Origin of the sequence: Nocardia panacis, assembly GCF_003598715.1 — a bacterium.
GTDB lineage: Bacteria > Actinomycetota > Actinomycetes > Mycobacteriales > Mycobacteriaceae > Nocardia > Nocardia panacis.
In genome coordinates this window covers 156306-177283 of record NZ_QZFU01000041.1, presented here as the reverse complement: position 1 = coordinate 177283, position 20978 = coordinate 156306, and the positions used below count along the sequence as shown (strand labels likewise).

The following is a 20978-nucleotide window of genomic DNA, read 5'->3' as shown; positions in this document are numbered from 1 at the left end:
CACAGCCTGGAAGTAATGAACTATTCCACCGCTGACCGACGCGCCGCCGGTCGACCACGCTCCCGCGCGAACGGGGCGACCTGCGGATCGGACAAACCGGCAGCGACCGCCACCTCGACGAACCCGCGTCTGATGCGCCGCGACAGCGCCCGCGCCCGGAGCACCGCCCGCTGGATTCCCCATCGGATGGGATGCGCCCCGACGCGCCCCTCGGCCGCGGCGGCCGCGCGGCGGCCGAGCAGTGCGGCGCCGTCGGCGATGGTGCGCTCCGGATCCGGCGCGATGATCACCGGCCGCGCCAGCGCGCCCGCCAGCACCTGCGCCACCTCCACCGGCCGAGCCGCCCCGCCGACCACCAGCACACAATCCACATCGGCCATGGTCACATCCGCGATACTCAAACAGCGGTAGACCAATTCCAGCGAATCGCGAATATGCTCGGCCCGCAGGACATCCGCGACCGAACCATCGATCACCCCGGCGAACGGGAGCGCGGAGGGGAGGCGCCCCACCCGCGCGGCGATCAGCGCACCGAAGGCCTGCCCGCCGAAATCGGTGGAGCGCACCGGTTCTCCGACGATCGGATCGGTCGGACAGCCCGCGCCGACCCGGACCAGGGTGATATCCAGTCCGGATCCGCCCAGGTCGTAGACGAGCGCCAGCCCCGGCATGAGCGGCCCGCGCTCGGCATCCAACCAGGCCGCCGCCGCCACCGGCTCGGCCACCAGCGCCACCGCACCGAGACCCTGCCCGTCCAATGCCGCGCGCAGATCCCCGATATGGTCCGACCCGTAGTACACCGGATAGGCCAGCGCGATACCGATTCCGTGCCGCTCGGTGCCGCACCCGTCCGGCAGCGCCTCGCCGATGACCGAATCCGCCACCAGCGCAATCAGATCGGCCTGGGACAGCGACCGATGACCGACCCTGGCCCGGACCGCCGAGCGCCGGGTGAGATCCGCGAATTCGGTGATCGCGCGCCCGTGTCGGGGAATCATGCCGACCCGGACCAATCCGGTGCTGTCGAAGGTCAGTGTGGTGCGGCGGGTGACCGCCCGTGCGCGCCGACACCGCCGCCAGCGACCGTGGCCCGCCCTGGCCGAAACCACCTCGGCGAGTGCGGAGACCGTATTCACCGTGCCGATACTCAATCCGAGCCCAATCGCCATCGCAATCCATCCCGATCGCCGTGCCGGATGCTTCGAACGCAGTTCACGCAACCACTGCGCGAACCGCCTGCCAACCACCGGACATCGGGTTGTCCGCTGCCGCCGCCGCACCTCATCGTGCACCTAATCCCTTGGCGCGCAACAAATCCGGACCGTCCAGTTCATTCGGTCCGACATCCGGAACCCACCTGCGGCCGGATGCCGGACCGAACTCCCTACTCCCCCGCCAGCATTCGCAGCACCAATCGCGCCGACTGCTCGTGCCAACGCGCGTAGGCGGTGGGAAATGCCGACCGCTGCGTGGCCTGCGCCGCCTGCCATAGTGGAATCGACCCATAGTCCGGCGCCGCCCGCTCCAATGCGTCGAGAAACGCATTCGTCGCGAAACCCGGATCGATCAGTCGCTCGGGCGGACCCCATCCTTCCGAAGGCCGCTGCTGGAATAATCCCAAGGAATCGTGATCGACGGCCACCGTCAGATTCCGCAGCGACGATTCCTGCGTCGCCGTGGCCAGCGCGATGACCGCCGCCCGCGCGGGCATTTGCCGCTGCCGCACGATATCCACTATGCGCCAGGCATTTTCGAACTGCTCCGCATCCGGCTCGAAACTCACCTGCGCGCCCTGCATCCCGACCAATAATTGTTCGAAGGTGGCGCCCACCGGCTCTACCGCCCGCGCGACAACGACGCCGCGCGGCACCTCGACCGGGCCGAGATCCACTCCGGCCGAGCCGAGCTCCACCTCGGCAATACCGACCGGCGGCGGATCGGCTCGCGCCGACTCCACCGGAACCACCGCGAGAACCACCGCGACCAGCGCGGCGAATATCGGATTCATTCGAAGAGACATGGCATACCCATGCATTCCGTATGCGCCGAATATCCCGTCTCGCGTTCACCTTCCCCGCGCACGCGAAACCGACTCGGCGAATTATTGGGGAGACCCGCCACCAGATCGCGAGTCGAACGTGGGCGCTGAGCGGCCCGACAAGACGCGTCCCGAAAACAATCGGTTTACATCATGTTTCGTATTCGATCACACCGGAATCGAATAAACCATCATTTCACACTGGCGTGTCGCCGATTACGAGCCGATTGCGGGACCGCACCGCAACGGCCCGAATACCGGCAATATCCCGAATTTTCGGACATCGCTCAATTCATCGGAAAATATCTCCGATGATATGGAACCCCGCTGATATCGCATCGCCTTTTCCATACGAGGATCATCCCGCGCGGCCTCGACCGCGAACAACCCCGAACCCACCGCCTGTGGACAACCACACCCCTGTGGACACAACGGAATTCAGGAGGCGGGCAGCTCCGGAATCCGGGTCGCCCGCACATACACCGTCTCCCCGTCGCGCAGGTGCAGCGCCTCGGCATCCCCGCGAGTCACCTGCGCCGCGAACAGATCTCCGGTCGCGCCATTGCGCAACTCGACCCGCACCTCGAAGCCCAGGTGCACCACGCGCTCCACCGTCGCCCTGGTGACCCCTGCCGAAGCCGCCGTGCCCTCGTGCGCGGCCAACGCCATCTCCGGATCCCGCCCGACTCGAATATCGTGCGGGCGCACCAGATGTCCGTTCAATCGGGCCACCGCGCCGAGGAAGGACATGACGAATTCGTTGGCCGGACGATCGTAGACATCCTCGGGGGTGCCGACCTGTTCGATCCGCCCCTTGTTCATCACCGCGATCCGGTCGGCGACATCGAGCGCCTCCTCCTGATCGTGGGTGACCAGCACCGTTGTCACGTGCACCTCTTCGTGCAGGCGGCGCAGCCAGGTGCGCAGATCGGCGCGGACCTTGGCGTCGAGCGCGCCGAAGGGCTCGTCGAGCAGCAGCACCTGCGGATCGACGGCGAGCGCGCGGGCCAGTGCCATGCGCTGACGCTGACCGCCCGACAACTGCGCCGGATACCGGTGCTGGAACCCGTCGAGTCCGACGATGCCGAGCAACTCGTCCACCCTGCGGGCGATTTCGGCCTTGGGGCGCTTGCGGATCTTCAATCCGAAGGCGACATTGTCGCGCACGGTCATATGTTTGAAGGCCGCGTAGTGCTGGAAGACGAAACCGATATCGCGCTTCTGCGGCGGCACGCCGGTGACATCGCGAGCGCCGATGACGACCAACCCGGAATCCAGCGTCTCCAGTCCGGCGATGGCGCGCAGCAGGGTGGATTTGCCGGAGCCGGAGGGACCCAGCAGGGCGGTGAGCGCGCCGGAGGGAATATCGATGGAGACATCGTCCAGCGCCGCGAAGCTGCCGTAGCGCTTGTTCGCACCGGTGACGGCGATCATGGTTCCGGCGGGCTTCGGCTCGGCGGTGGCAGTCCCGCAGGACTCGGTCTCGGCGGTCATCGCGTGGTTCGCTTCCGTTCGAGGAGGGTCATCAGCAGCAGGGTCACCAGGGCCATGCCCATGAGCAGCGTGGCGGCGCAGTACGCGCCGAAGGTGTTGTGGTCGTTGATGTAGCGGCCGTGCACCAGCAGGGTCAGCGTCAGCGATTTGCCGGGCAGCGCGGAGGACACCATGATCACCGCGCCGAATTCGCCCAGCGCACGCGCCACCGTGAGCACCACGCCGTAGGTCAGGCCCCAGCGGATGGCGGGCAGGGTGATCCGCCAGAACGTCTGCCAGCGCGACGCGCCGAGGGTGGCTGCGGCCTGCTCCTGGTCGTCGCCGATCTCGTGCAGCACCGGTTCGACCTCGCGCACCACGAACGGCAGGGTGACGAAGATGGTGGCGATCACCATGCCCGGCAGATTGAAGATGATCTTGAGGCCGAGGTGTTCCAGCCCGCCGAACCAACCGTCCACACCCCACAGCAGGATCAGCGCGACACCGATCACCACCGGCGAGACCGCGAACGGCAGATCGACTATGCCCTGCAAGAGGTTTCGGCCCGGAAAGCGCCCGCGCACCAGCGCGATGGCCGTGACGACGCCGAACACCACATTCACCGGCACCACGATCACCACGATCAGCAGCGAGAGCTGGAAGGCCGAGATGGCCGCGGGCGTGCTGATCGAATCGATGAACGCACCGATACCGCGCTCGAAGGTGCGCCACAGGATGATGACGAGCGGGACGAGCAGCAGTGCGATCAGGTAGCCGAGGGCCACCGTCCGCAGCGAAACGCGCGTCAGCGCGGAGGGTTTCATCGCGTGGCCTGTTCCTTCCGCGCGGCCCGCCCCGCCAGCAGCCGCAGTGCCAGCAGCGTCGCGAACGAGATCACCAGCAGCGCCACCGATACCGCCGCCGCGTTCACCGGACGATCGATCTCGATCTGCTTCTGGATATACTGGGAGGCCATCTCTGTCTTGCGCGGAATATTGCCGCCGATCAGCACCACCGACCCGTACTCGCCGATGGCGCGGGCGAAGGCCAGCCCGGCCCCCGAGATGATCGAGGGCGCGAGGGTGGGCAGCACGATGCGGCGAAAGGTGGTCCAACCGCTCGCGCCGAGCGACAGGGCCGCCTGCTCCACCTCGCGGTCGGCCTCGATGAGCACCGGCTGCACCGAACGCACCACCATCGGCAGGGTCACGAAGGCCAGCGCCACGATCAGGCCCGGCTGGGTCGCGTTGAGGTGGATATCGATCGGGCTCTGCGGACCGTACAGGGCCAGCAGCACAATGCTGGCCACGATGGTGGGCAGCGCGAAGGGCAGGTCGATGAGCGCGTTCACGATCGCCTTGCCCGGAAACTGATCCCGCACCAGCACCCAGGCCACCAGGGTGCCCATCACCACATTCACCAGCGCGACCAGCACCGAGACGAAGACGGTGATGCGCAGCGAATCCAAGGCGGCGGGCGCGCTGACCGCCGCCCAGAAGCCGGACCACCCCTGCTCGAAGGAGGAGACCGTCAGCGCCGCCAAGGGCAGCAGCACGATCACGCTCAACCACAGCACCGCCGTGCCGATCCCGAGCGGGCCGACCGAACCTGTCACCCGCAGCCAGGAGGCCATCCGGCGCGGGGCGCGATCTGTCACAGTCACGAAATGTCCTGAATCCGAACCTACTTGGTGGCCTTGTCGTAGATCACCGCGATGGAACCCGTATTCGGGGTGAACAATTCCTTGTCGACGGATTTCCAGCCGCCGAGATCGGCGATGGTCCACAGCTTCTGCGGTGTCGGGAAATCCTTGGCGTACGCGGCGGCCACACCGGGATCGACCGGACGGAAACCGGCCTCGGCCCAAGCCTTCTGGCCCGCCGGGGTGTACAGGAACTCGCGGAAGGCCACCGCCTTCTCGGCATTGCGGCTGTTCTTCAGCACCGCCACCGGATTCTCGATTTTGAAGGTGACCGACGGGACGAAATGCTCGAGCTTGTCGCCATTGCGTTCGGAGAAGATGGCCTCGTTCTCATAGCTGAGCAGGACGTCTCCGGTGCCCTGCAGGAAGGTCTCGGTGGCCTCGCGACCCGACTTGGGCTGCACCTTCACATGATCCTTGGAGATCAACCGGCTCAGGTAGTCCAATCCGGCCTGCGGATTCTTGCCGCCGTCGGACTTGGCCGCGTAGGGCGCGAGCAGATTCCATTTGGCCGAACCGGAACTGAACGGATTGGGGGTGACCACCTCGACACCGGGCTCGAGCAGGTCGTCCCAGTCCTTGATGCCCTTGGGATTGCCCTTGCGCACGGCAATGGCCACCACCGAGCCGAAGGGAATTCCCTTGGTGGCGTCGGCATTCCAGCTCGCCTCCACCAGGCCCGCGTCGACCAGGCGGGTGATGTCGGGTTCGACGGAGAAGTTGACCAGATCGGCCTCGGCGCCGTCCTTGACCTTGCGCGACTGGTCACCCGACGCACCGTAGGACCCATTGATCTGGACGCCCTTGCCCGGTTCGGTCTTGTTGAACTCGACGATCACCTTGTCGAATCCGGGTTTCGGGACCGCGTAGGCGTACAGGTTCAAGGTCCCGCCGCTCTTGTCGCCGCTGCCCGCCGAGGTGGAATCGCTCGCACCGCCACCGCACGCGGTGAGCGCGACGGCCACCAGCGCGGTGAGCGCGACGGCGAGATGACCTCGTCGGATCCGGAGAATACGGGACATCGGAGGGGCCTTTCCTGGTGACCACCGACACCGGTGGCGCGAAGCTGTGTCGATTCGGGAGACCTGCCGTGCCGAACACGCGGCAGTGGCGCGATGGCGACAGCGAGGTCGTCGGATTCGGCACGTCCGCGAAAGTGCACGCCAGTGTACGGGGGCGGGCGGAGGCGCCGATCTCGATCAGCGACAGAGAATGTCGGCGACCGCGAGATCACCGACCGCGATCAACGCCAATTCATGGCGGACCTGCGGGACGGCACTCGAAGACACGGGCAGACTGTAGCAGAGCACGACGAACGCGTCCGAATCATCGCGATCCCGGACCGAAACCGCCTATCGACCTCCTGGGGGTACACCTGTGAACAACAGTCCCGACCGCATCCGCACCCGCTTCCCCGATATCAGCACCCGCGCCTGGGAGCATCCCGCCGACCGCACCGCCCTGGTCACCCTGCGCAGCCTCGGCGGATTCGACACCGTGCTGCGCACCCTGTCCGGCCTGCTCCAGGAGCGCCAGCACCGGCTGCTCTACCTGGCCACCGCGGTCCGGGTCGACGAACGCCAGTTCCGCTCACTGCATCAGTTGCGTCAGGACTGCGTCGAAATCCTGGACGCCGCAACGGTTCCGGAGATGTTCGTCCTGCAGGACCCCGCTGTCAACGCGTTCACCATCGGAATGGACCGACCGTTCATCGTCCTCACCACCGGACTGATCGACCTGATGGACACCGAGGAATTGCGCTTCGTCATCGGACACGAACTCGGCCACGCCCTATCCGGGCACGCGGTGTACCGGACCATGCTGCTGCATCTGCTGCGCCTGTCGGACACCATCGGCTGGCTGCCGGTCGGCGGGTGGGCGCTGCGCGCCATCGTGGCCGCGCTCATGGAGTGGAGCCGCAAATCCGAACTGTCGGGGGATCGCGCGGGCCTGCTCTGCGGCCAGGATGTCGAAGCGTCGGTGCGGGTGCACATGAAGACGGCGGGCGGCACCTGGATCAAGGAGATGGACCACGGCGCGTTCCTCATGCAGGCCGACGACTACGAACGATCGGGCGATCTGCGCGACGGCGTGCTGAAACTGCTCAACCTGGAACTGGCCTCGCATCCGTTCGCCGTGCTGCGGGCCGCTGAACTGCGCGGGTGGATCCAATCCGGGGAGTACGGTCGCGTCCTCGGCGGCGACTACCCGCGCCGGGACCAGGATCGCAATATCCGCATCGGCGAGGAGGTCAAGGAGGCGGCCCGAACCTACCGGCAGAACTTCGACCAGTCGGAGGATCCGCTGATCAAGACCGTGCGCAATCTAGGCCACGATGTCGGTTCGGCGGTGGGCACCGTCGGTCATGAGGTCGGCGACGCGGTCTCCAAGATCGGCAAGCGGTTCAACGACTGGCGCACCGGCGGCGACGAGAAATAGGCGCCCTCGGCTGGTCGATCAACGCCGTCAGCGGGTCACCAACCAGGCCACGATGACCAGCACGATGAGCCCGATCAGCGCCAACTGCACCCGCGAGCGCGGCATCAGCGCGCCCCGCTCTGCACGACGGTCCGGTGCGCCGCATGGTCCATCAGCTCGGCCGGGGAGGACGGCACCGTGATCTCCGGCTCGGCGGGATGCTCCCGACGGGCCGCGATCCGGTCGCGGCCGAGCAGGCGCAGCCCGGCCCGCAACCCCCGGTCCAGGGCGAAGGCGATCGCGAAACTCACCGGGACCATGCCGAGCAGCACCACCAGGAACTGCGGAATGAAGGGCAGTCCCGCCACCCAGAGTTCGAAGCCGTCCCACCAACCCGCGATGCTGTGCACATCCCCAGCCTAGTAGCTGCCGGGCGCAAGCCAAGAGTCGCGGGCGTGGATAACTCCGCACACCCGGGGATGTCGCAGTGGACGCAGGGCTGTTGGCGGCCAATCATGGCAGCATGGCGTTTTCCGAGGATTTCGATAGCCCCGCGGCGACAGCCGAAGCCAACACTGCGACAGCCGAAGCAAACACTGCGACAGCCGAAGCAGACATGGCAACAGCCGAATCGGACGCGGCAACAGCCGAGCCGGACGACCTGCCGGTGCTCAGCCCGCTCATGGATATACAGAGCCGGGCCGTCTACCCCGCGATCGACGACTACGCCTTCCTCTCCGACTGCGAGACCAGCTGCCTGGTCGCGAGCAATGGTTCGGTCGAGTGGATGTGCGTGCCACGCCCGGATTCGCCCAGTGTCTTCGGTGCGATGCTCGATCGCAGCGCCGGTCACTTCCGCATCGGCCCGTACGGGGTCAATGTGCCCGCCGCGCGGCGCTACCTGCCCGGCGGCATGATCCTCGAGACCACCTGGCAGACCGAGACCGGTTGGCTCATCGTGCGCGACGCGCTGGTCCTGGGTCCCTGGCACAACAACGACCAGCGCAGCCGCACCCATCGCCGCACCCCGATGGACTGGGATGCCGAACATCTGCTGCTGCGCACGGTGAAATGCGTCAATGGCACGGTCGAATTGGAGATGAGCTGCGAACCCTCCTTCGACTATCACCGGGGCGGCGCGAACTGGCAGTACACCGGCAAGGTCTACGAGGAGGCCACCGCCACCCGCGGCGACGACCCGGCCGCCGGTCCCACCCTGGTGCTGACCACCGATCTGCGGCTCGGACTCGAAGGTCGGGAGGCGCGGGCGCGCACCAGGATGCAGGAGGGCGACCAGGTCTTCGTCGCGCTCACCTGGTCGGAACTGCCCGCACCGCGCACCTATCAGGACGCCGCGCAAAAGATGTGGCAGACCACCGAGTACTGGCGGCAGTGGGTCACCCTCGGCAATTTCCCGGACCACCCGTGGCGCAGCTACCTGCAGCGCAGCGCACTCACCCTCAAGGGTCTGACCTACGCGCCCACCGGTGCGCTGCTCGCGGCCGCCACCACCTCACTGCCGGAAACCCCCGGCGGCGAACGCAACTGGGACTACCGCTACACCTGGGTGCGCGATTCCAGCTTCGCCCTGTGGGGTTTGTACACCCTTGGCCTGGATCGGGAGGCCGACGACTTCTTCGCCTTCCTGCGCGACGCCTCCTCGGGTGAGAACGGCGACACCGTCCCGCTGCAGGTGCTCTACGGCATCGGCGGCGAGCGCGATATCACCGAATCCACCCTCGACAACCTCACCGGCTACGACCAGGCGCGGCCCGTCCGGATCGGCAACGGCGCCTACAACCAGGATCAGCACGATATCTGGGGCACCATGCTCGACGCGGTCTACCTGCACGTGAAATCGCGCCAGCAGGTCCCCGAGACGCTCTGGCCGCTGCTGGAGCGGCAGGTGCGCGCCGCCATCGCGCACTGGCGCGAACCCGACCGTGGCATCTGGGAGGTGCGCGGCGAACCACAGCACTTCACCTCGTCGAAGGTGATGTGCTGGGTCGCCGTGGACCGCGGCGCGAAACTGGCCGAGATGCACGGCCAATTCGAGCGGGCCACCGAGTGGTACGCCATCGCCGACGAGATCAAGGACGACATCCTGACCCACGGGGTCGACAGTTACGGCGTCTTCACCCAGACCTACGGCGGCGAAACCCTGGACGCCTCACTGCTGTTGGTGGTGCTGGTGCGCTTCCTGCCGCCCGACGACCACCGGGTGCGGGCCACCGTACTCGCCATCGCCGACCGGCTCACCGAGAACGGCCTGGTCCTGCGCTATCGCACCGAAACCACCGACGACGGGCTCAGCGGCGCGGAAGGATCATTCACCATCTGCTCGTTCTGGCTGGTCTCGGCGCTGGTGGAGATCGGTGAGATTCGACGCGCCCGGCATCTGTGCGAGCGGCTGCTCGGCTATGCCAGCCCATTGCAGCTCTACGCGGAGGAGATCGATTCGCGCAGCGGCCGCCACCTCGGCAACTTCCCGCAGGCATTCACCCACCTGGCCCTGATCAATGCGGTGACGCATGTGATCAGGGCCGAGGAGTCGCGCCATGCCGGGCAGTTCCAGCCCGCGCACGGCCCGGCCGCGCACCCCGGCTGAAAAGGGCTAGGGCAGGGCTAGAGCAGGCCCTAGGCGGCTAGCTGATCGGCCTGAGCGCGCAGGGTTCGCAGACGACCGAGCTTGGTCTCGAACTCCGCCGCGCGCTCAGGGCCGCGATCGCCGTAGTGCGCGTAGGCTTCCTCGGCGGCGCGCAACGTCTGCTCCGCATCGCGCCCCACCGCGTCGGCCACCGCGGTGAAATGATCACGCAACGCACGCTGCATGGCGCGCAACCGATTTCGTGACTCCTTGCTCACCTGGAAGATCACATCGTCCATCAAACGCGAGACGGCCACCTTGGCTTCGGCCCGACGGCGCTGCTTACGGGTGCGCCGCACCTCCCACAGCGCGTTGACGCCCAACAGCACGCCCGCGCCGACCGAATACCAGTTCACCAGCGACATTTTCAGCAGGCTGGTCACCAAACCCACCATCAGGATGCCACCGTAGGAGCCACGCAGCGCCGACAGGAACTGCTCGGTGATCCCGGCGTCGGCGCTCTCCAGCGATTCCAGCGACTGCACCGGTTCCAGCACCTCACCCGGATTGCTCAACCGCAGCTCCGATGCGGGCGGCGAGCGGTGATCGGCCGGGAATTTCGCGGCCACCTGCTCGCACAGCTCGACCGCCCGCTCATGCGCCAGCTCGAAATTCTCCGCCACCGCCTCGGCGATCCTGGCATCGAGATCCGCGCCGAACTCCTTCCAGCGCCGGGCCGGATCGGTCTTGGTGATCTCGGTCTCGGCGGTGCGCACGATGGTGCGCAGGCGATGGCGCAGATCGTGCTCCACATCGGCCATCAGCTCGGTGCCACCATCGAGCAGCGTCACCTGCCAGGTGGCGGTGCGCTGGCGCAACTCGTCGGCCTCGGCGCGGGCGGCGGTCAGCCGCTGGGTCAGTTCGCCGCGCCTGCGCGGATCACCGAGTCCATCGGCCTCGGCGCGCATGGTCTGCGCCAACTGATCGCAGATCAACCGGATATCCCGCACCGCAGCCGTCACCGCGACCTCGTCAGCACGGGCCACGATGTAATCGCGCAGATGGTCCATCAACTGCGGCACACCGGATTCGATATCGCGCTGATAGTCGCCGGTCGCGCCGGCCTGCCGATGCAGTAGCGCCGAGACCGGGGCCACCGCGAACCCGAGTCCGGAGGCGTCGAGCAGATCCCGATTGCGCTGCTGGATATGCGACCACTGCGGATACAGGTCGATCTTGTTCAGCACGCAGACGACCGTCGGACAGACCTGTTCGACGCGGCGCAGATAGGCCACCTGCGCCGGGGTCAGCTCCTTGCCCGCGTCGGCGACGTAGAACACCACATCGGCGGCGGCGATCATGGACCAGGTCGTATTGTCCGCACCGCGCGCGCCGGGCGCGTCCATCACCACGATGCCATCGGCCAGCAGTCGACTCGGCTCGGTGAACTCCGCGCGAATCACGCCCGCCGCGTTCAGCGCGGGTCCGGGATTCAGCGGATCCACCTGCTGACGCTCGGTGCGCCCGTTGACCGCACGCACCAGTGTCGCCGTGGACTCCGGGCCGTACTCCACGATCACCGGCACGCTCGACTCGCTGTCGGTCGCGCTCACCTGCGCACGCACCAGGCTGTTCACCAAGGTGCTCATACCGCTCTTGGCCTCGCCGACGACCACCAACCGCACCCTGGGATCGCTCACCCTGGCCCGGACCATACCGAGCCGACCGCCGAGATCCTCCCGACCGGTCATTCGAGTCATCTCCCGCAGTTCATCGATGATCCGGAGCACCGGGGCCATCGCGTCCGGATGCTTCACCGTCGCGGCCTCAATCCCGGCAGCGGCAGACAACCCTCCTCCTTACAGTGGTTCACTCGCGATGAAAGGTGTCGCGATCGCGACACCTCAACGGCCCCAGCCGGATTCACATCAGGACGATATCCGGTCCGACAACCGGGTGATGCGTCTCGGCAATGGTCGCATCCGGCAGCAGCGCACCGGAGAGCGATCCGGTCATCAGGCCGTGCCCGTAGCTGTCCACCACATGCAGCGCGTACAGCCCCGGATCGGGCGCGGCGACCTGGAAGACCGTATCCGAATCCGCGACCGCGTGCGGCTGGGTGTTGAACGTCGGCAACGGCTTGACCGGGACGACCGGTTGCGCGGGAACCACCGGGGTCACCGGAGGTGGGACCGGCTGCGGATGCATGGTCGGGACATTGTGTCCCGGATCCATCGGCGCGGGCTGCGGAGTCACCTGGACCGGTGGATTCACCGGAACCGTGCTCGGCAGCGGATCGTGGGTCTGGGGTGTGACCACGGGCGGATGGGCCGGAGTGGGCTGCGGGTGCTGACTCGCGCCGCCGCCCTGGGTGGGCGGGCTCGCGGGTGTGAGCACCGAACCCGTTCCGGTGCCGGAGGTTTCACCGTCACCGGAGGTAGTGCCCGCGCCCGGTGTCGGAGTAACGCCCACATGGGTGCCCGGCACCTTGGTGACACCGCCCTCCGTATCGGGGACGATCGGGGTCGGGTTGACCGGAACCACCGGGGTGGTCACGCCGGTGTGATCCTGCGTGCGCGGGATCGACGGCTCCGGCGCGGTGCTCGGCACCACCGGCGGCGGCACCTTGCCGGTCGACGGGGTGGCGGTCGTCGGCGCGGTGCTCGGTCGCGTGGTGGGATCGGTGACCGTGTGGTCGACGGGCTGCGTCGGCTTGACCAGGGTCGGTTTGATGCCGTGATCGAACAGCGCGGGCACGGCCGCGGCGGGCGCGGTCAGCGGGGAGGGTCCGTTTTGCGCGCCCATCACATTCGCGATCGGCGCGTGTGCGGCATCCGGCTGGATGGTGGTCTGCAATGGGGTCGTCACCACCGGCTGGGCCACGGCTACCGGCGCCGGGGCGGGCGCGATGGGGACCGTCGGCGCGATCGGCTGGGCGACCTGGGTGGAGGCCAACTGGGTCGACGCGGCGGGCTGTTGGAAGACCGGCTGCGGTTGGCTCAGCGCCTGCGGTTGCGTCGCCTGCTGGCTCAGTGCCTGCGGCTGGGCCGCGGCTTGGGTTTGACCGGCCGCTTGCGGCTGACCGAATGTCGCGGACTGCGGGGTCTGTCCCACCGTCGGCGAAACACCCTGTGTCTGGGAGACATTCGACGTTTGTCCGGATCCGCCGGACAAACCACTCGCGTAGCCCTGGCTGTTTTGATGATCGGTGGCGAAGGGCGAACCGGCCTGGCTCGGCAGCGCACTGCCGAGATGATTGGTGAAGTGGTCGAGTTGATCGCCGACCCGCCCAACCGCGAAGTCCACCTTCATATCGGCGTGCACGTAGATCCCGTTCGGACCGATCCCGGCATTGAAGTGGGTCTCCGTACCGAGGAATACGCCGACACCGTCCGAATGACCGATACCGTCGAACGCACTGCCGGCGTGGTTGGGCAATGCCTGGCCCTGGTCCGGCGCCCCGATGCCATTGATTCCCGTGATTCCGAAACCGGTGCCGCCGAGCCCGTGTCCGGGCAGACCGAATCCGCCGGGCTGGTCGAAGGCGCTGTGCCCGCCCCAGGGATCGTGCGCGTGCGAGGAATGGGTGCCCGGAATCGAGAAGCCACCATCATCGGTGGTGCCCGGAATACTCGGAATGGACAGACCACCATCACCAGGAATGCCCGGAATGCCCGGAATGGACGGACCGTCACCCGAAGTGCCGGGGATGGACATGCCACTGCCACCCGAAGTGCCGGGAATCGACATACCGCTGCCGCCGGAGGTCCCCGGAATCGGCGGTATCGCATCGGTGCCCACCCCGGACTGACCTGGAATCCCGAAGCTCTGCTGCGGCCCGATTCCGGGGACACCGAATCCGGATTCGCCGGGGTAGGCGCCGGGCAGGTGCATGCCCGCGTCCGTTCCGGCGTAGTCGATTCCGGGCACCGGCAATCCGCCTGGACCCGAACCGTGCAGACCGAAGGTCCCGTCATGTACGGGCTGGTTGGCGAGAGGTTGATTGGCGCTGTGGCGTGGCGCGACGGTTTCGGGCGTCGGATCCGGATAGGTCACCACCGGGCTGGGCGTCCCCGCCTCCGGGTCGCCGCCATGCCCCCAACCGGTATTCCAACTGTCGAGTCGGGAAGATCCGGAGACCGAGTGGTTGGCTCCGGCCGACGCCACCAGCGCGCCGCCGGTCACGATCGCACCGGCCCTGGTGACTCGCGCGACGCCGGTGGCCACCCGGTAGGCGGTATCGTTCGCGGCCTCGCCCGTCTCGGCGGCATCGACAGCCTCGGCTGCCTCGGCAGTCTTTTTCCAGGGCAGGTCACGCGTCATACAAGCTCCACTCTCGCCATCAAGCATCCTCATACGCTCGGGCGACCCGAGGGAAGATCACTTAACGATATCTGGAAATCCCCGACAACCACAGTTCAGGGGACACCTTGCCGGCCGTGAAAGCAGAACGGAAGCCCCTTATTTACCGGACTTCCGTACTGGACGCATTCTCAGCTCGCCATCCAGGATACGCACGACGATTGCCCACGCAATCCGCCCCCCGACCCAACTCGGAAAACTCAGAGATCTCTAATGATTGCTCAATCGATGCTGAAGCACCCTGCCCTACCGTCGAATTCGCCGAATCACCCCGTACCGTGAAGGAGAACACACCGGATGACCCGCCATAGGGTGACGCCATGACCGGACGCCGAATCCTGGTCGCCGACGACGAGGTTCGAGTGCTCACCTCGCTGCGCCGCGGCCTGGAACTCTCCGACTTCGAGGTGGTCACCGCCGCCGACGGGGCCGAGGCACTGACCAAGGTCCGCGACAGCGCCCCCGACGCCATGGTGCTCGATGTGAATATGCCGGTGCTCGACGGGGTAGGGGTCGTCACCGCACTGCGCGCCATGGGAAACGACCTACCCATCTGCGTACTCAGCGCGCGCACCGCCGTCAGCGACCGCATCGCCTGCCTGGAACGCGGCGCGGACGACTACCTCACCAAACCCTTCGACCTGGGCGAACTCGTCGCCCGACTGCATGCCCTGCTGCGTCGCCGGACCACACCCGAACGCCACGGCGGCGAACATCTCATCGGCGAGATACGCATCGACCCGGCCGGCCGCCGGGTGCTCTCACGCGGTGTTCCCGTCGACCTCACCAAACGCGAATACGAGGTGCTCGCCCTGCTCGCCACCAATACCGGCATCGTGCTCACCCGTGAGCAAATCCTCTCCGCCGTATGGGGTTACGACTTCACCACCGACACCAATGTGGTCGACGTCTTCGTCTCCTACCTGCGGCGCAAACTCGAATCCTCCGGCGCCGCGCGGGTGGTGCACACCGTGCGCGGCGTCGGCTTCGTCCTGCGGGAGCAACCGTGAGCCGATCACCGTCCCTGCGCACCAGGGTCGCGCTGGTCTCCGGCGCGGTCGCCGCCCTCGTCGCCCTCACCCTCGGCATCAGCTACACCGCGCTGCTCGGCGCGGCGGGCGCACGGCAACTCGACGACACGCTGCATTCGATCGATGTGGCGGTGGTGCGTCCGCCCGGCGCACCACAGTCCTTCGCACCCGCCAATCCCCCGCATGCTCCCGCACAGGCGGATTCGGCGCCATCGCCAGGAATCCGGGCGAATACCGCACCCGCACCGGCGAACTCCGCACCGCATGACGAAACCCTCGCCAGTGTCGAAGGTCTCCCCGGTATCACCGTGGCGTTGAGCCCGGACCGGGATCGGGTCGCCACCGCGGTACAGCGGAGCCAATTGCTCGGTGTCGCGATCGGTGTCGCCGGGGTATTGCTCGCCGCTGTGCTCGGCTGGCTGCTCGCCGGTTACGCGGCGCGCCCGCTGCGCCGACTGGCCACCGCCACGCACGGTATCGAAACCCTCGACGCGCTCCCGCCGCTGTCCGGACGCGGCGCGCGCGAGGCCGAGGAACTCTCCGACGCGATCACCCGCATGCTCACCCGGCTCGAGGCCGCCCACACCGCCACCACCAACGCCCTGGCGGGCGCCCGCGATTTCGCCGCCGTCTGCGCCCACGAACTGCGCACCCCGCTCACTTCGCTGCGCACCGACCTGCAAGTGCTGGCCACCAAGGACATCCCCGCCGACCAGCATGCCGCCATCCTCGCCGATGTCCTGCTGACCGAACGCCGGATCGAGACCACCCTCACCGATCTCGAACGCCTCGCCATCGGCGAACTCACCGAATCCGACGCTTACGAACCCTTCGACCTGTGCGAAACCCTCGACCGCGCCGTCCATGACGCCCGCCGCCGCCACCCCGACACCCGCATAGAATTCGCCGCCTGCACCCCCACCACCGTCACCGGCATCCCCGGCGGCATCATGCTCATCGCCGCCAACGCCATCGCCAATGCCGTCCAGCACGGCCGCGCCGACACCGTCATCGTCTCCGCCGCGGCCACCCCCGACGCCGTCGACATCCGCATCGACGACAACGGCTCGGGCATCCCACTCCCCTTGCGCACCAAAGCCTTCGACCGCTTCATCAAAGGCCCCGGCTCCCCCGGCTCCGGCCTCGGCCTGGCCCTCATCCGCCAACAGGCCGAACTCCACGGCGGCGCCGCAGAACTCACCGAATCCCCCCTCGGCGGCACCCGCCTAAACCTCCGAATCCCCCTCCACCCAGACCTCAGCCAACCCAATCCTTGAGCGGCCCACTGTCGAAGCTGGCCCCCACCGGTTCCGGCAAGGTGATCTCCAGCCCGATGGCATAGCTGTGCACATCCTGATAGCGCCCGCCATCGGGGCGACTATGCACCACGACCTCAGCGGCGTCCCGATCAATGAGCAAATAGATCGGAATCCCCGATTGAGCGTAGGCCGCGGGCTTTTCGACCCGATCGCGCCGGTTGGTGTCAGAATCGTGCGAGGTGACCTCGATCGTCATCGCGACCGCGTCGGCCGGTGCCCACTCGCCGTACCCGACGAACGCATCCATCGGCGCCAGCACCCCATCGGGCCGAGCACGGCCCTTGCGGTACGCGCCGACCACGAGTCCCTGACCCGCGATATGTAGGAACAACCGGGGACTCAACGGCATAAGCATCAGTAACAGCCAGTTCAGAATCCGGTTGTGATCCCCGTCCGGCACAGCCTTGACCCCCAGTCGTCCGCCGATGAGTTCGACGCGCAGGCCCTCGGTCTCACGCTCGACGGCACGAGCGATCGGCTCGAACTCCGAAGCGAGGAGCTGGTCCTCGTGCACCGCAGTCATGGGCCTCCTCCTGGGTCGCGCACCGCTTGTCATAGGGATCCTGCCTTAAGGGTGATACCCCCAACAACGCAATTATCCCGCAGTCCGCGCCCCAGCGCCCGACCGGCGAACCTACTTCTTGTCCTTCGGTTTGTCGGATTGGGCGTCGGAGGACAGGGCGGCGACAAAGGCTTCCTGGGGGACCTCGACGCGGCCGATGGTCTTCATGCGCTTCTTGCCCTCCTTCTGCTTCTCGAGCAGTTTGCGCTTGCGGCTGATATCGCCGCCGTAGCATTTGGCGAGGACATCCTTGCGGATGGCGCGGATATTCTCGCGGGCAATGATTTTCGAGCCGATCGCGGCCTGGATGGGGACCTCGAACTGCTGGCGGGGGATGAGTTCGCGCAGTTTGGTGGTCATCTTGTGGCCGTAGGCTTGGGCGGCGTCCTTGTGCACGATGGCGCTGAAGGCGTCCACCGCCTCACCCTGCAACAGGATGTCCACCTTCACCAGCTGCGATTCCTGTTCGCCCGCCTCCTCGTAGTCGAGGCTGGCGTAACCGCGGGTGCGCGACTTCAGCGAGTCGAAGAAGTCGAAGATGATCTCCGCCATCGGCATGGTGTAGCGCAGTTCGACGCGGGTCTCCGACAGGTAGTCCATACCGCCGAGCTCACCGCGCCGGGCCTGGCACAGTTCCATGATCGAGCCGATGAATTCGCTCGGCGAGATGACGGTGCACTTGACGATCGGCTCGAACACTTTGCGCGTCTTGCCCTCCGGCCAGTACGAGGGGTTGGTGACGACCTGTTCGGTGCCGTCCTCCATCTCCACCCGGTACACCACATTGGGCGCGGTGGAGATGAGGTCGAGATCGAATTCGCGCTGGAGGCGTTCGCGGGTGATCTCCATGTGCAGCAGCCCGAGGAATCCGCAGCGGAAGCCGAAACCGAGCGCCACCGAGGTCTCCGGGGTGTAGCTGAGGGCGGCGTCGTTGAGTTGCAGCTTCTCCAGGGCGTCGCGCAGGTCCGGATAGTCGGAGCCGTCGACCGGGTAGAGGCCCGAGTAGACCATGGGGCGGGGTTCGCGGTAACCGGTGAGCGGTTCGGTCGCGCCGCCGCGGGCATGGGTGACGGTGTCGCCGACCTTCGACTGGCGCACATCCTTCACACCCGTGATCAGGTAGCCGACCTCGCCGACGCCGAGCCCGCCGGTGGATTTGGGTTCGGGCGAGACGATGCCGATCTCCAGCAGCTCGTGCGTCGCGCCGGTAGACATCATCTTGATCTTCTCGCGCGGGGTGAGCTTGCCGTCCACCACGCGGACATAGGTGACCACACCCCGGTAGGTGTCGTACACCGAGTCGAAGATCATGGCCCGTGCCGGAGCGTCCGCATCGCCGACGGGTGCGGGCACCTGGCGGATCACCTCATTCAGCAGCTCCGGTACGCCGACCCCGGTCTTGCCGGAGACCCGCAGCACATCCGAGGGTTCGCAGCCGATGATGTGGGCGATCTCGGCGGCGTAGCGGTCCGGGTCGGCGGCGGGCAGGTCGATCTTGTTGAGCACCGGGATGACCGTCAGGTCCTTGTCCAGCGCCAGGTACAGATTGGCCAGCGTCTGCGCCTCGATGCCCTGGGCCGCGTCGACGAGCAGGACCGCGCCCTCGCACGCCTCCAGGGCGCGCGACACCTCATAGGTGAAGTCGACGTGCCCCGGTGTGTCGATCAGGTGCATGACGTAGTCGGTGCCATCGACCTGCCACGGCAACCGCACATTCTGTGCCTTGATGGTGATGCCGCGCTCGCGCTCGATATCCATCCGGTCCAGGTATTGGGCCCGCATAGCCCGCTCCTCGACCACACCGGTGAGCTGCAACATCCGATCGGCCAGCGTCGATTTGCCGTGGTCGATATGGGCAATGATGCAGAAGTTCCGGATCCGGGACGGATCGGTGAACGTCGTATCGGCGAAGCTGGGGGCCACGGGACTCCTGGTCGATGTCGGTAACTGCGCGCCCTCCATCGTCCCATGGCCGCCTGCCTGCTCCGGCTTCAGGTAGCCGTCGCCGAACAGGTCCGCATCGATCGACGTCGGAGTGTAAATGCCGACCGGTTGGGTGGATTGGGGGTGGGCGTGGCGAAATGTGGAGGGGGTGAAGGTTTCCAGGGGCGCGGCTATTCTGCCTTGATGGGGCGTGGTTGGAGCTTGCTCGGTAGGCAACTGGGTCTGCTGGCCAGGGAGCAGGGGGCACGAATCGTGCGGCAGGCACCGAGGGTGGCGGCGCGGCCAGGGGTGGTGGTACGGCCCGCGGCATCAGGGCCTATGCCTACCGGGGAGCGAGCCCGGCAGATCGTGTATTCGGCGCGACTGGAGGGGCGGGCGGATCCGGGCGAGATCGTGTGGACGTGGGCGCCGTTCGAGGCGGACCCCGGCGGTGGGTTGGAGGCGGACCCCGCCGGTGGGCGCGACCGCCCGGTGCTTGTCGTCGGGCGGGAGCGGCAGACACTTTTCGGTCTGCTGGTGGACTCGGATCCGCTGCGCGCCTTCGATCCGAATTGGGTCGCGATCGGCGGCGGCCCTTGGGATTCGATGGGTGGGACGAGTTGGGTCGGCCTGGACCGGGTCCTGGATGTGCCGGAAGCGGGCATCCGCCGCGAGGGCGCGATTGTCGAACGCAAGGTCTTCGATCTGGTCGCGCACCGGTTATGTGCGGAATACGCCTGGTTTTGACCAGGCAGTATCAACTCAGCATGTCGCGGGAGCGCCCGAACAGCATGCCGTACACCAGCGCCCCCAGCACCCCGCCGATCAGCGGGAACACCACGAACGCCCACACCTGCCCCATCGCCCCGTCCTGATAGGGCGCCACGGCGAGGCTGCGCGCCGGATTCACCGAGGCGTTGTCGACCGGAATGGCCACCAGATAGATGACGGTGAGGGTGACGCCGATCGAGAGTCCGGCCTGCGGCAGATCCGAGATCTGATCGGTGCAGGCCAGCACCACGAAGACCAGCAGCGCCGTGAACATCACCTCGACGATGATCATGGCCGCCATCCCGTAACCGTCGGAGATCACCACCTGCCCCAGCGGACCCGTCTCGGCGGCGGGACTGTGCCTGCCCCACCCGTTGGCGCCGAGCCCGGTGACGGCCCGATCGTAGGAGGGCAGATTCTTGGCGAGCGCGAACAGCACCAGGCCGGCCAACAATCCGCCGATCAACTGGGCGATGATGTAGCCCGCCGCGCTGAGCGCGCTGATCCGCCCGAGCAGCAACTGACCGATGGTGACCGCCGGATTCACGTGGCAGCCGGAGATCGGCCCGATGGCGTACACCAGGAACAGCAGTGTCAACCCGAAGGCGAGAGCCGTCCCGAGCGCCCCGACCCGCTGCGCGGCCAGCACCCCGGTGCCGACGCCGCACATCACGAGCACGAAGGTGCCCAGCGCCTCGGCCAGCCATTTCTTGGTCTCGGGTGTCGGCGCGTTCTCGGCGAGTTCCTCGACAACTTCCTGAGCCGTGGGAGACATCTGACCACCTTCCGTTC

General features: G+C 67.1%; 18 protein-coding genes. 5 read left to right on the top strand and 13 right to left on the bottom strand.

Features of this window, described 5'->3' with window-relative positions; translation table 11 throughout:
• Positions 1-20: 20 nt before the first annotated feature.
• The 7 genes from D5S18_RS28860 to D5S18_RS36285 all read right to left on the bottom strand — a co-directional run bounded on the left by D5S18_RS28860 (position 21) and on the right by D5S18_RS36285 (position 6502).
• The gene (locus D5S18_RS28860) at positions 21-1169 is read right to left on the bottom strand and encodes an Hsp70 family protein (RefSeq protein WP_120044268.1); all 1149 of its coding nucleotides are present in this window, start codon (positions 1167-1169) and stop codon (positions 21-23) included.
• A 215-nt stretch (positions 1170-1384) separates the two neighbouring features.
• The gene (locus D5S18_RS28855) at positions 1385-2020 is read right to left on the bottom strand and encodes a hypothetical protein (RefSeq protein WP_147404247.1); all 636 of its coding nucleotides are present in this window, start codon (positions 2018-2020) and stop codon (positions 1385-1387) included.
• A gap of 456 nt (positions 2021-2476) precedes the next feature.
• Entirely contained in the window at positions 2477-3472 is a 996-nt protein-coding gene (locus D5S18_RS28845; protein WP_120044509.1) for a sulfate/molybdate ABC transporter ATP-binding protein, read from the bottom strand.
• A gap of 56 nt (positions 3473-3528) precedes the next feature.
• On the bottom strand, positions 3529-4335 hold the full coding sequence (gene cysW / locus D5S18_RS28840) for a sulfate ABC transporter permease subunit CysW (RefSeq protein ID WP_120044265.1): 807 nt from the start codon (positions 4333-4335) through the stop codon (positions 3529-3531).
• Complete coding sequence (cysT, locus tag D5S18_RS28835) at positions 4332-5144, bottom strand: sulfate ABC transporter permease subunit CysT (protein ID WP_120044264.1); 813 nt, start codon at positions 5142-5144, stop codon at positions 4332-4334. The genes cysW and cysT overlap by 4 nt, the downstream gene beginning before the upstream one ends.
• 50 nt (positions 5145-5194) lie before the next feature.
• On the bottom strand, positions 5195-6235 hold the full coding sequence (locus tag D5S18_RS28830) for a sulfate ABC transporter substrate-binding protein (RefSeq protein WP_120044263.1): 1041 nt from the start codon (positions 6233-6235) through the stop codon (positions 5195-5197).
• Between the two features lie 177 nt (positions 6236-6412).
• Positions 6413-6502, bottom strand: a complete 90-nt coding sequence (locus D5S18_RS36285; protein ID WP_345789819.1) for an Ms4533A family Cys-rich leader peptide — start codon at positions 6500-6502, stop codon at positions 6413-6415.
• Between the two features lie 88 nt (positions 6503-6590).
• On the opposite strand from D5S18_RS36285, the gene D5S18_RS28825 reads away from it, so the two are divergent.
• Positions 6591-7652 carry a M48 family metallopeptidase gene (locus D5S18_RS28825; protein WP_120044262.1) on the top strand — a complete coding sequence of 354 codons (1062 nt, stop codon included), beginning with the start codon at positions 6591-6593 and terminating at the stop codon, positions 7650-7652.
• A 104-nt stretch (positions 7653-7756) separates the two neighbouring features.
• Here the strand turns inward: D5S18_RS28825 and D5S18_RS28820 are convergent, their stop codons facing one another.
• A complete protein-coding gene (locus D5S18_RS28820; protein ID WP_120044261.1) occupies positions 7757-8041 on the bottom strand; it encodes a hypothetical protein in 285 nt (94 codons plus the stop codon).
• A 272-nt stretch (positions 8042-8313) separates the two neighbouring features.
• On the opposite strand from D5S18_RS28820, the gene D5S18_RS28815 reads away from it, so the two are divergent.
• Complete coding sequence (locus tag D5S18_RS28815) at positions 8314-10239, top strand: glycoside hydrolase family 15 protein (RefSeq protein WP_120044508.1); 1926 nt, start codon at positions 8314-8316, stop codon at positions 10237-10239.
• A 29-nt stretch (positions 10240-10268) separates the two neighbouring features.
• Here D5S18_RS28815 and D5S18_RS28810 read toward each other — a convergent pair whose 3' ends face one another.
• Positions 10269-12068: a dynamin family protein gene (locus tag D5S18_RS28810; RefSeq protein ID WP_120044260.1), complete on the bottom strand. Its 1800-nt coding sequence runs from the start codon at positions 12066-12068 to the stop codon at positions 10269-10271.
• Positions 12069-12141: 73 nt separating this feature from the next.
• Positions 12142-14541, bottom strand: coding sequence for a hypothetical protein (locus D5S18_RS28805; protein ID WP_120044259.1), 2400 nt, complete (start codon positions 14539-14541; stop codon positions 12142-12144).
• Positions 14542-14900: 359 nt separating this feature from the next.
• Here D5S18_RS28805 and D5S18_RS28800 point away from each other — a divergent pair, with 359 nt between their 5' ends.
• Entirely contained in the window at positions 14901-15590 is a 690-nt protein-coding gene (locus D5S18_RS28800) for a response regulator transcription factor (RefSeq protein ID WP_120044258.1), read from the top strand.
• Positions 15587-16888 carry a HAMP domain-containing sensor histidine kinase gene (locus D5S18_RS28795; RefSeq protein WP_120044257.1) on the top strand — a complete coding sequence of 434 codons (1302 nt, stop codon included), beginning with the start codon at positions 15587-15589 and terminating at the stop codon, positions 16886-16888. The genes D5S18_RS28800 and D5S18_RS28795 overlap by 4 nt, the downstream gene beginning before the upstream one ends.
• Here D5S18_RS28795 and D5S18_RS28790 read toward each other — a convergent pair.
• Both D5S18_RS28790 and lepA read right to left on the bottom strand, forming a co-directional pair.
• Complete coding sequence (locus D5S18_RS28790) at positions 16869-17453, bottom strand: Uma2 family endonuclease (protein ID WP_120044256.1); 585 nt, start codon at positions 17451-17453, stop codon at positions 16869-16871. The genes D5S18_RS28795 and D5S18_RS28790 overlap by 20 nt on opposite strands.
• Positions 17454-17564: 111 nt before the next feature.
• Positions 17565-19454, bottom strand: coding sequence for a translation elongation factor 4 (gene lepA / locus D5S18_RS28785; RefSeq protein WP_120044255.1), 1890 nt, complete (start codon positions 19452-19454; stop codon positions 17565-17567).
• Between the two features lie 165 nt (positions 19455-19619).
• Between lepA and D5S18_RS28780 the strand changes: the two genes are divergently transcribed.
• Positions 19620-20162 carry a type II toxin-antitoxin system PemK/MazF family toxin gene (locus D5S18_RS28780; RefSeq protein ID WP_120044507.1) on the top strand — a complete coding sequence of 181 codons (543 nt, stop codon included), beginning with the start codon at positions 19620-19622 and terminating at the stop codon, positions 20160-20162.
• A 10-nt stretch (positions 20163-20172) separates the two neighbouring features.
• Here the strand turns inward: D5S18_RS28780 and D5S18_RS28775 are convergent, their stop codons facing one another.
• Positions 20173-20961: an aquaporin gene (locus D5S18_RS28775; protein WP_120044254.1), complete on the bottom strand. Its 789-nt coding sequence runs from the start codon at positions 20959-20961 to the stop codon at positions 20173-20175.
• Positions 20962-20978 lie beyond the last annotated feature (17 nt).

Coding starts and splice junctions, on each gene's coding strand:
- D5S18_RS28780 (WP_120044507.1), top strand. CDS start 19,620: ATGGGGCGTGGTTGGAGCTTGCTCGGTAGGCAACTGGGTCTGCTGGCC.
- D5S18_RS28805 (WP_120044259.1), bottom strand. CDS start 14,541: ATGACGCGTGACCTGCCCTGGAAAAAGACTGCCGAGGCAGCCGAGGCT.
- D5S18_RS28815 (WP_120044508.1), top strand. CDS start 8,314: ATGGATATACAGAGCCGGGCCGTCTACCCCGCGATCGACGACTACGCC.
- lepA (WP_120044255.1), bottom strand. CDS start 19,454: ATGGAGGGCGCGCAGTTACCGACATCGACCAGGAGTCCCGTGGCCCCC.
- D5S18_RS28800 (WP_120044258.1), top strand. CDS start 14,901: ATGACCGGACGCCGAATCCTGGTCGCCGACGACGAGGTTCGAGTGCTC.
- D5S18_RS28775 (WP_120044254.1), bottom strand. CDS start 20,961: ATGTCTCCCACGGCTCAGGAAGTTGTCGAGGAACTCGCCGAGAACGCG.
- cysW (WP_120044265.1), bottom strand. CDS start 4,335: ATGAAACCCTCCGCGCTGACGCGCGTTTCGCTGCGGACGGTGGCCCTC.
- D5S18_RS28830 (WP_120044263.1), bottom strand. CDS start 6,235: ATGTCCCGTATTCTCCGGATCCGACGAGGTCATCTCGCCGTCGCGCTC.
- D5S18_RS28790 (WP_120044256.1), bottom strand. CDS start 17,453: ATGACTGCGGTGCACGAGGACCAGCTCCTCGCTTCGGAGTTCGAGCCG.
- D5S18_RS28845 (WP_120044509.1), bottom strand. CDS start 3,472: ATGATCGCCGTCACCGGTGCGAACAAGCGCTACGGCAGCTTCGCGGCG.
- D5S18_RS28855 (WP_147404247.1), bottom strand. CDS start 2,020: ATGTCTCTTCGAATGAATCCGATATTCGCCGCGCTGGTCGCGGTGGTT.
- cysT (WP_120044264.1), bottom strand. CDS start 5,144: ATGGCCTCCTGGCTGCGGGTGACAGGTTCGGTCGGCCCGCTCGGGATC.
- D5S18_RS28860 (WP_120044268.1), bottom strand. CDS start 1,169: ATGGCGATTGGGCTCGGATTGAGTATCGGCACGGTGAATACGGTCTCC.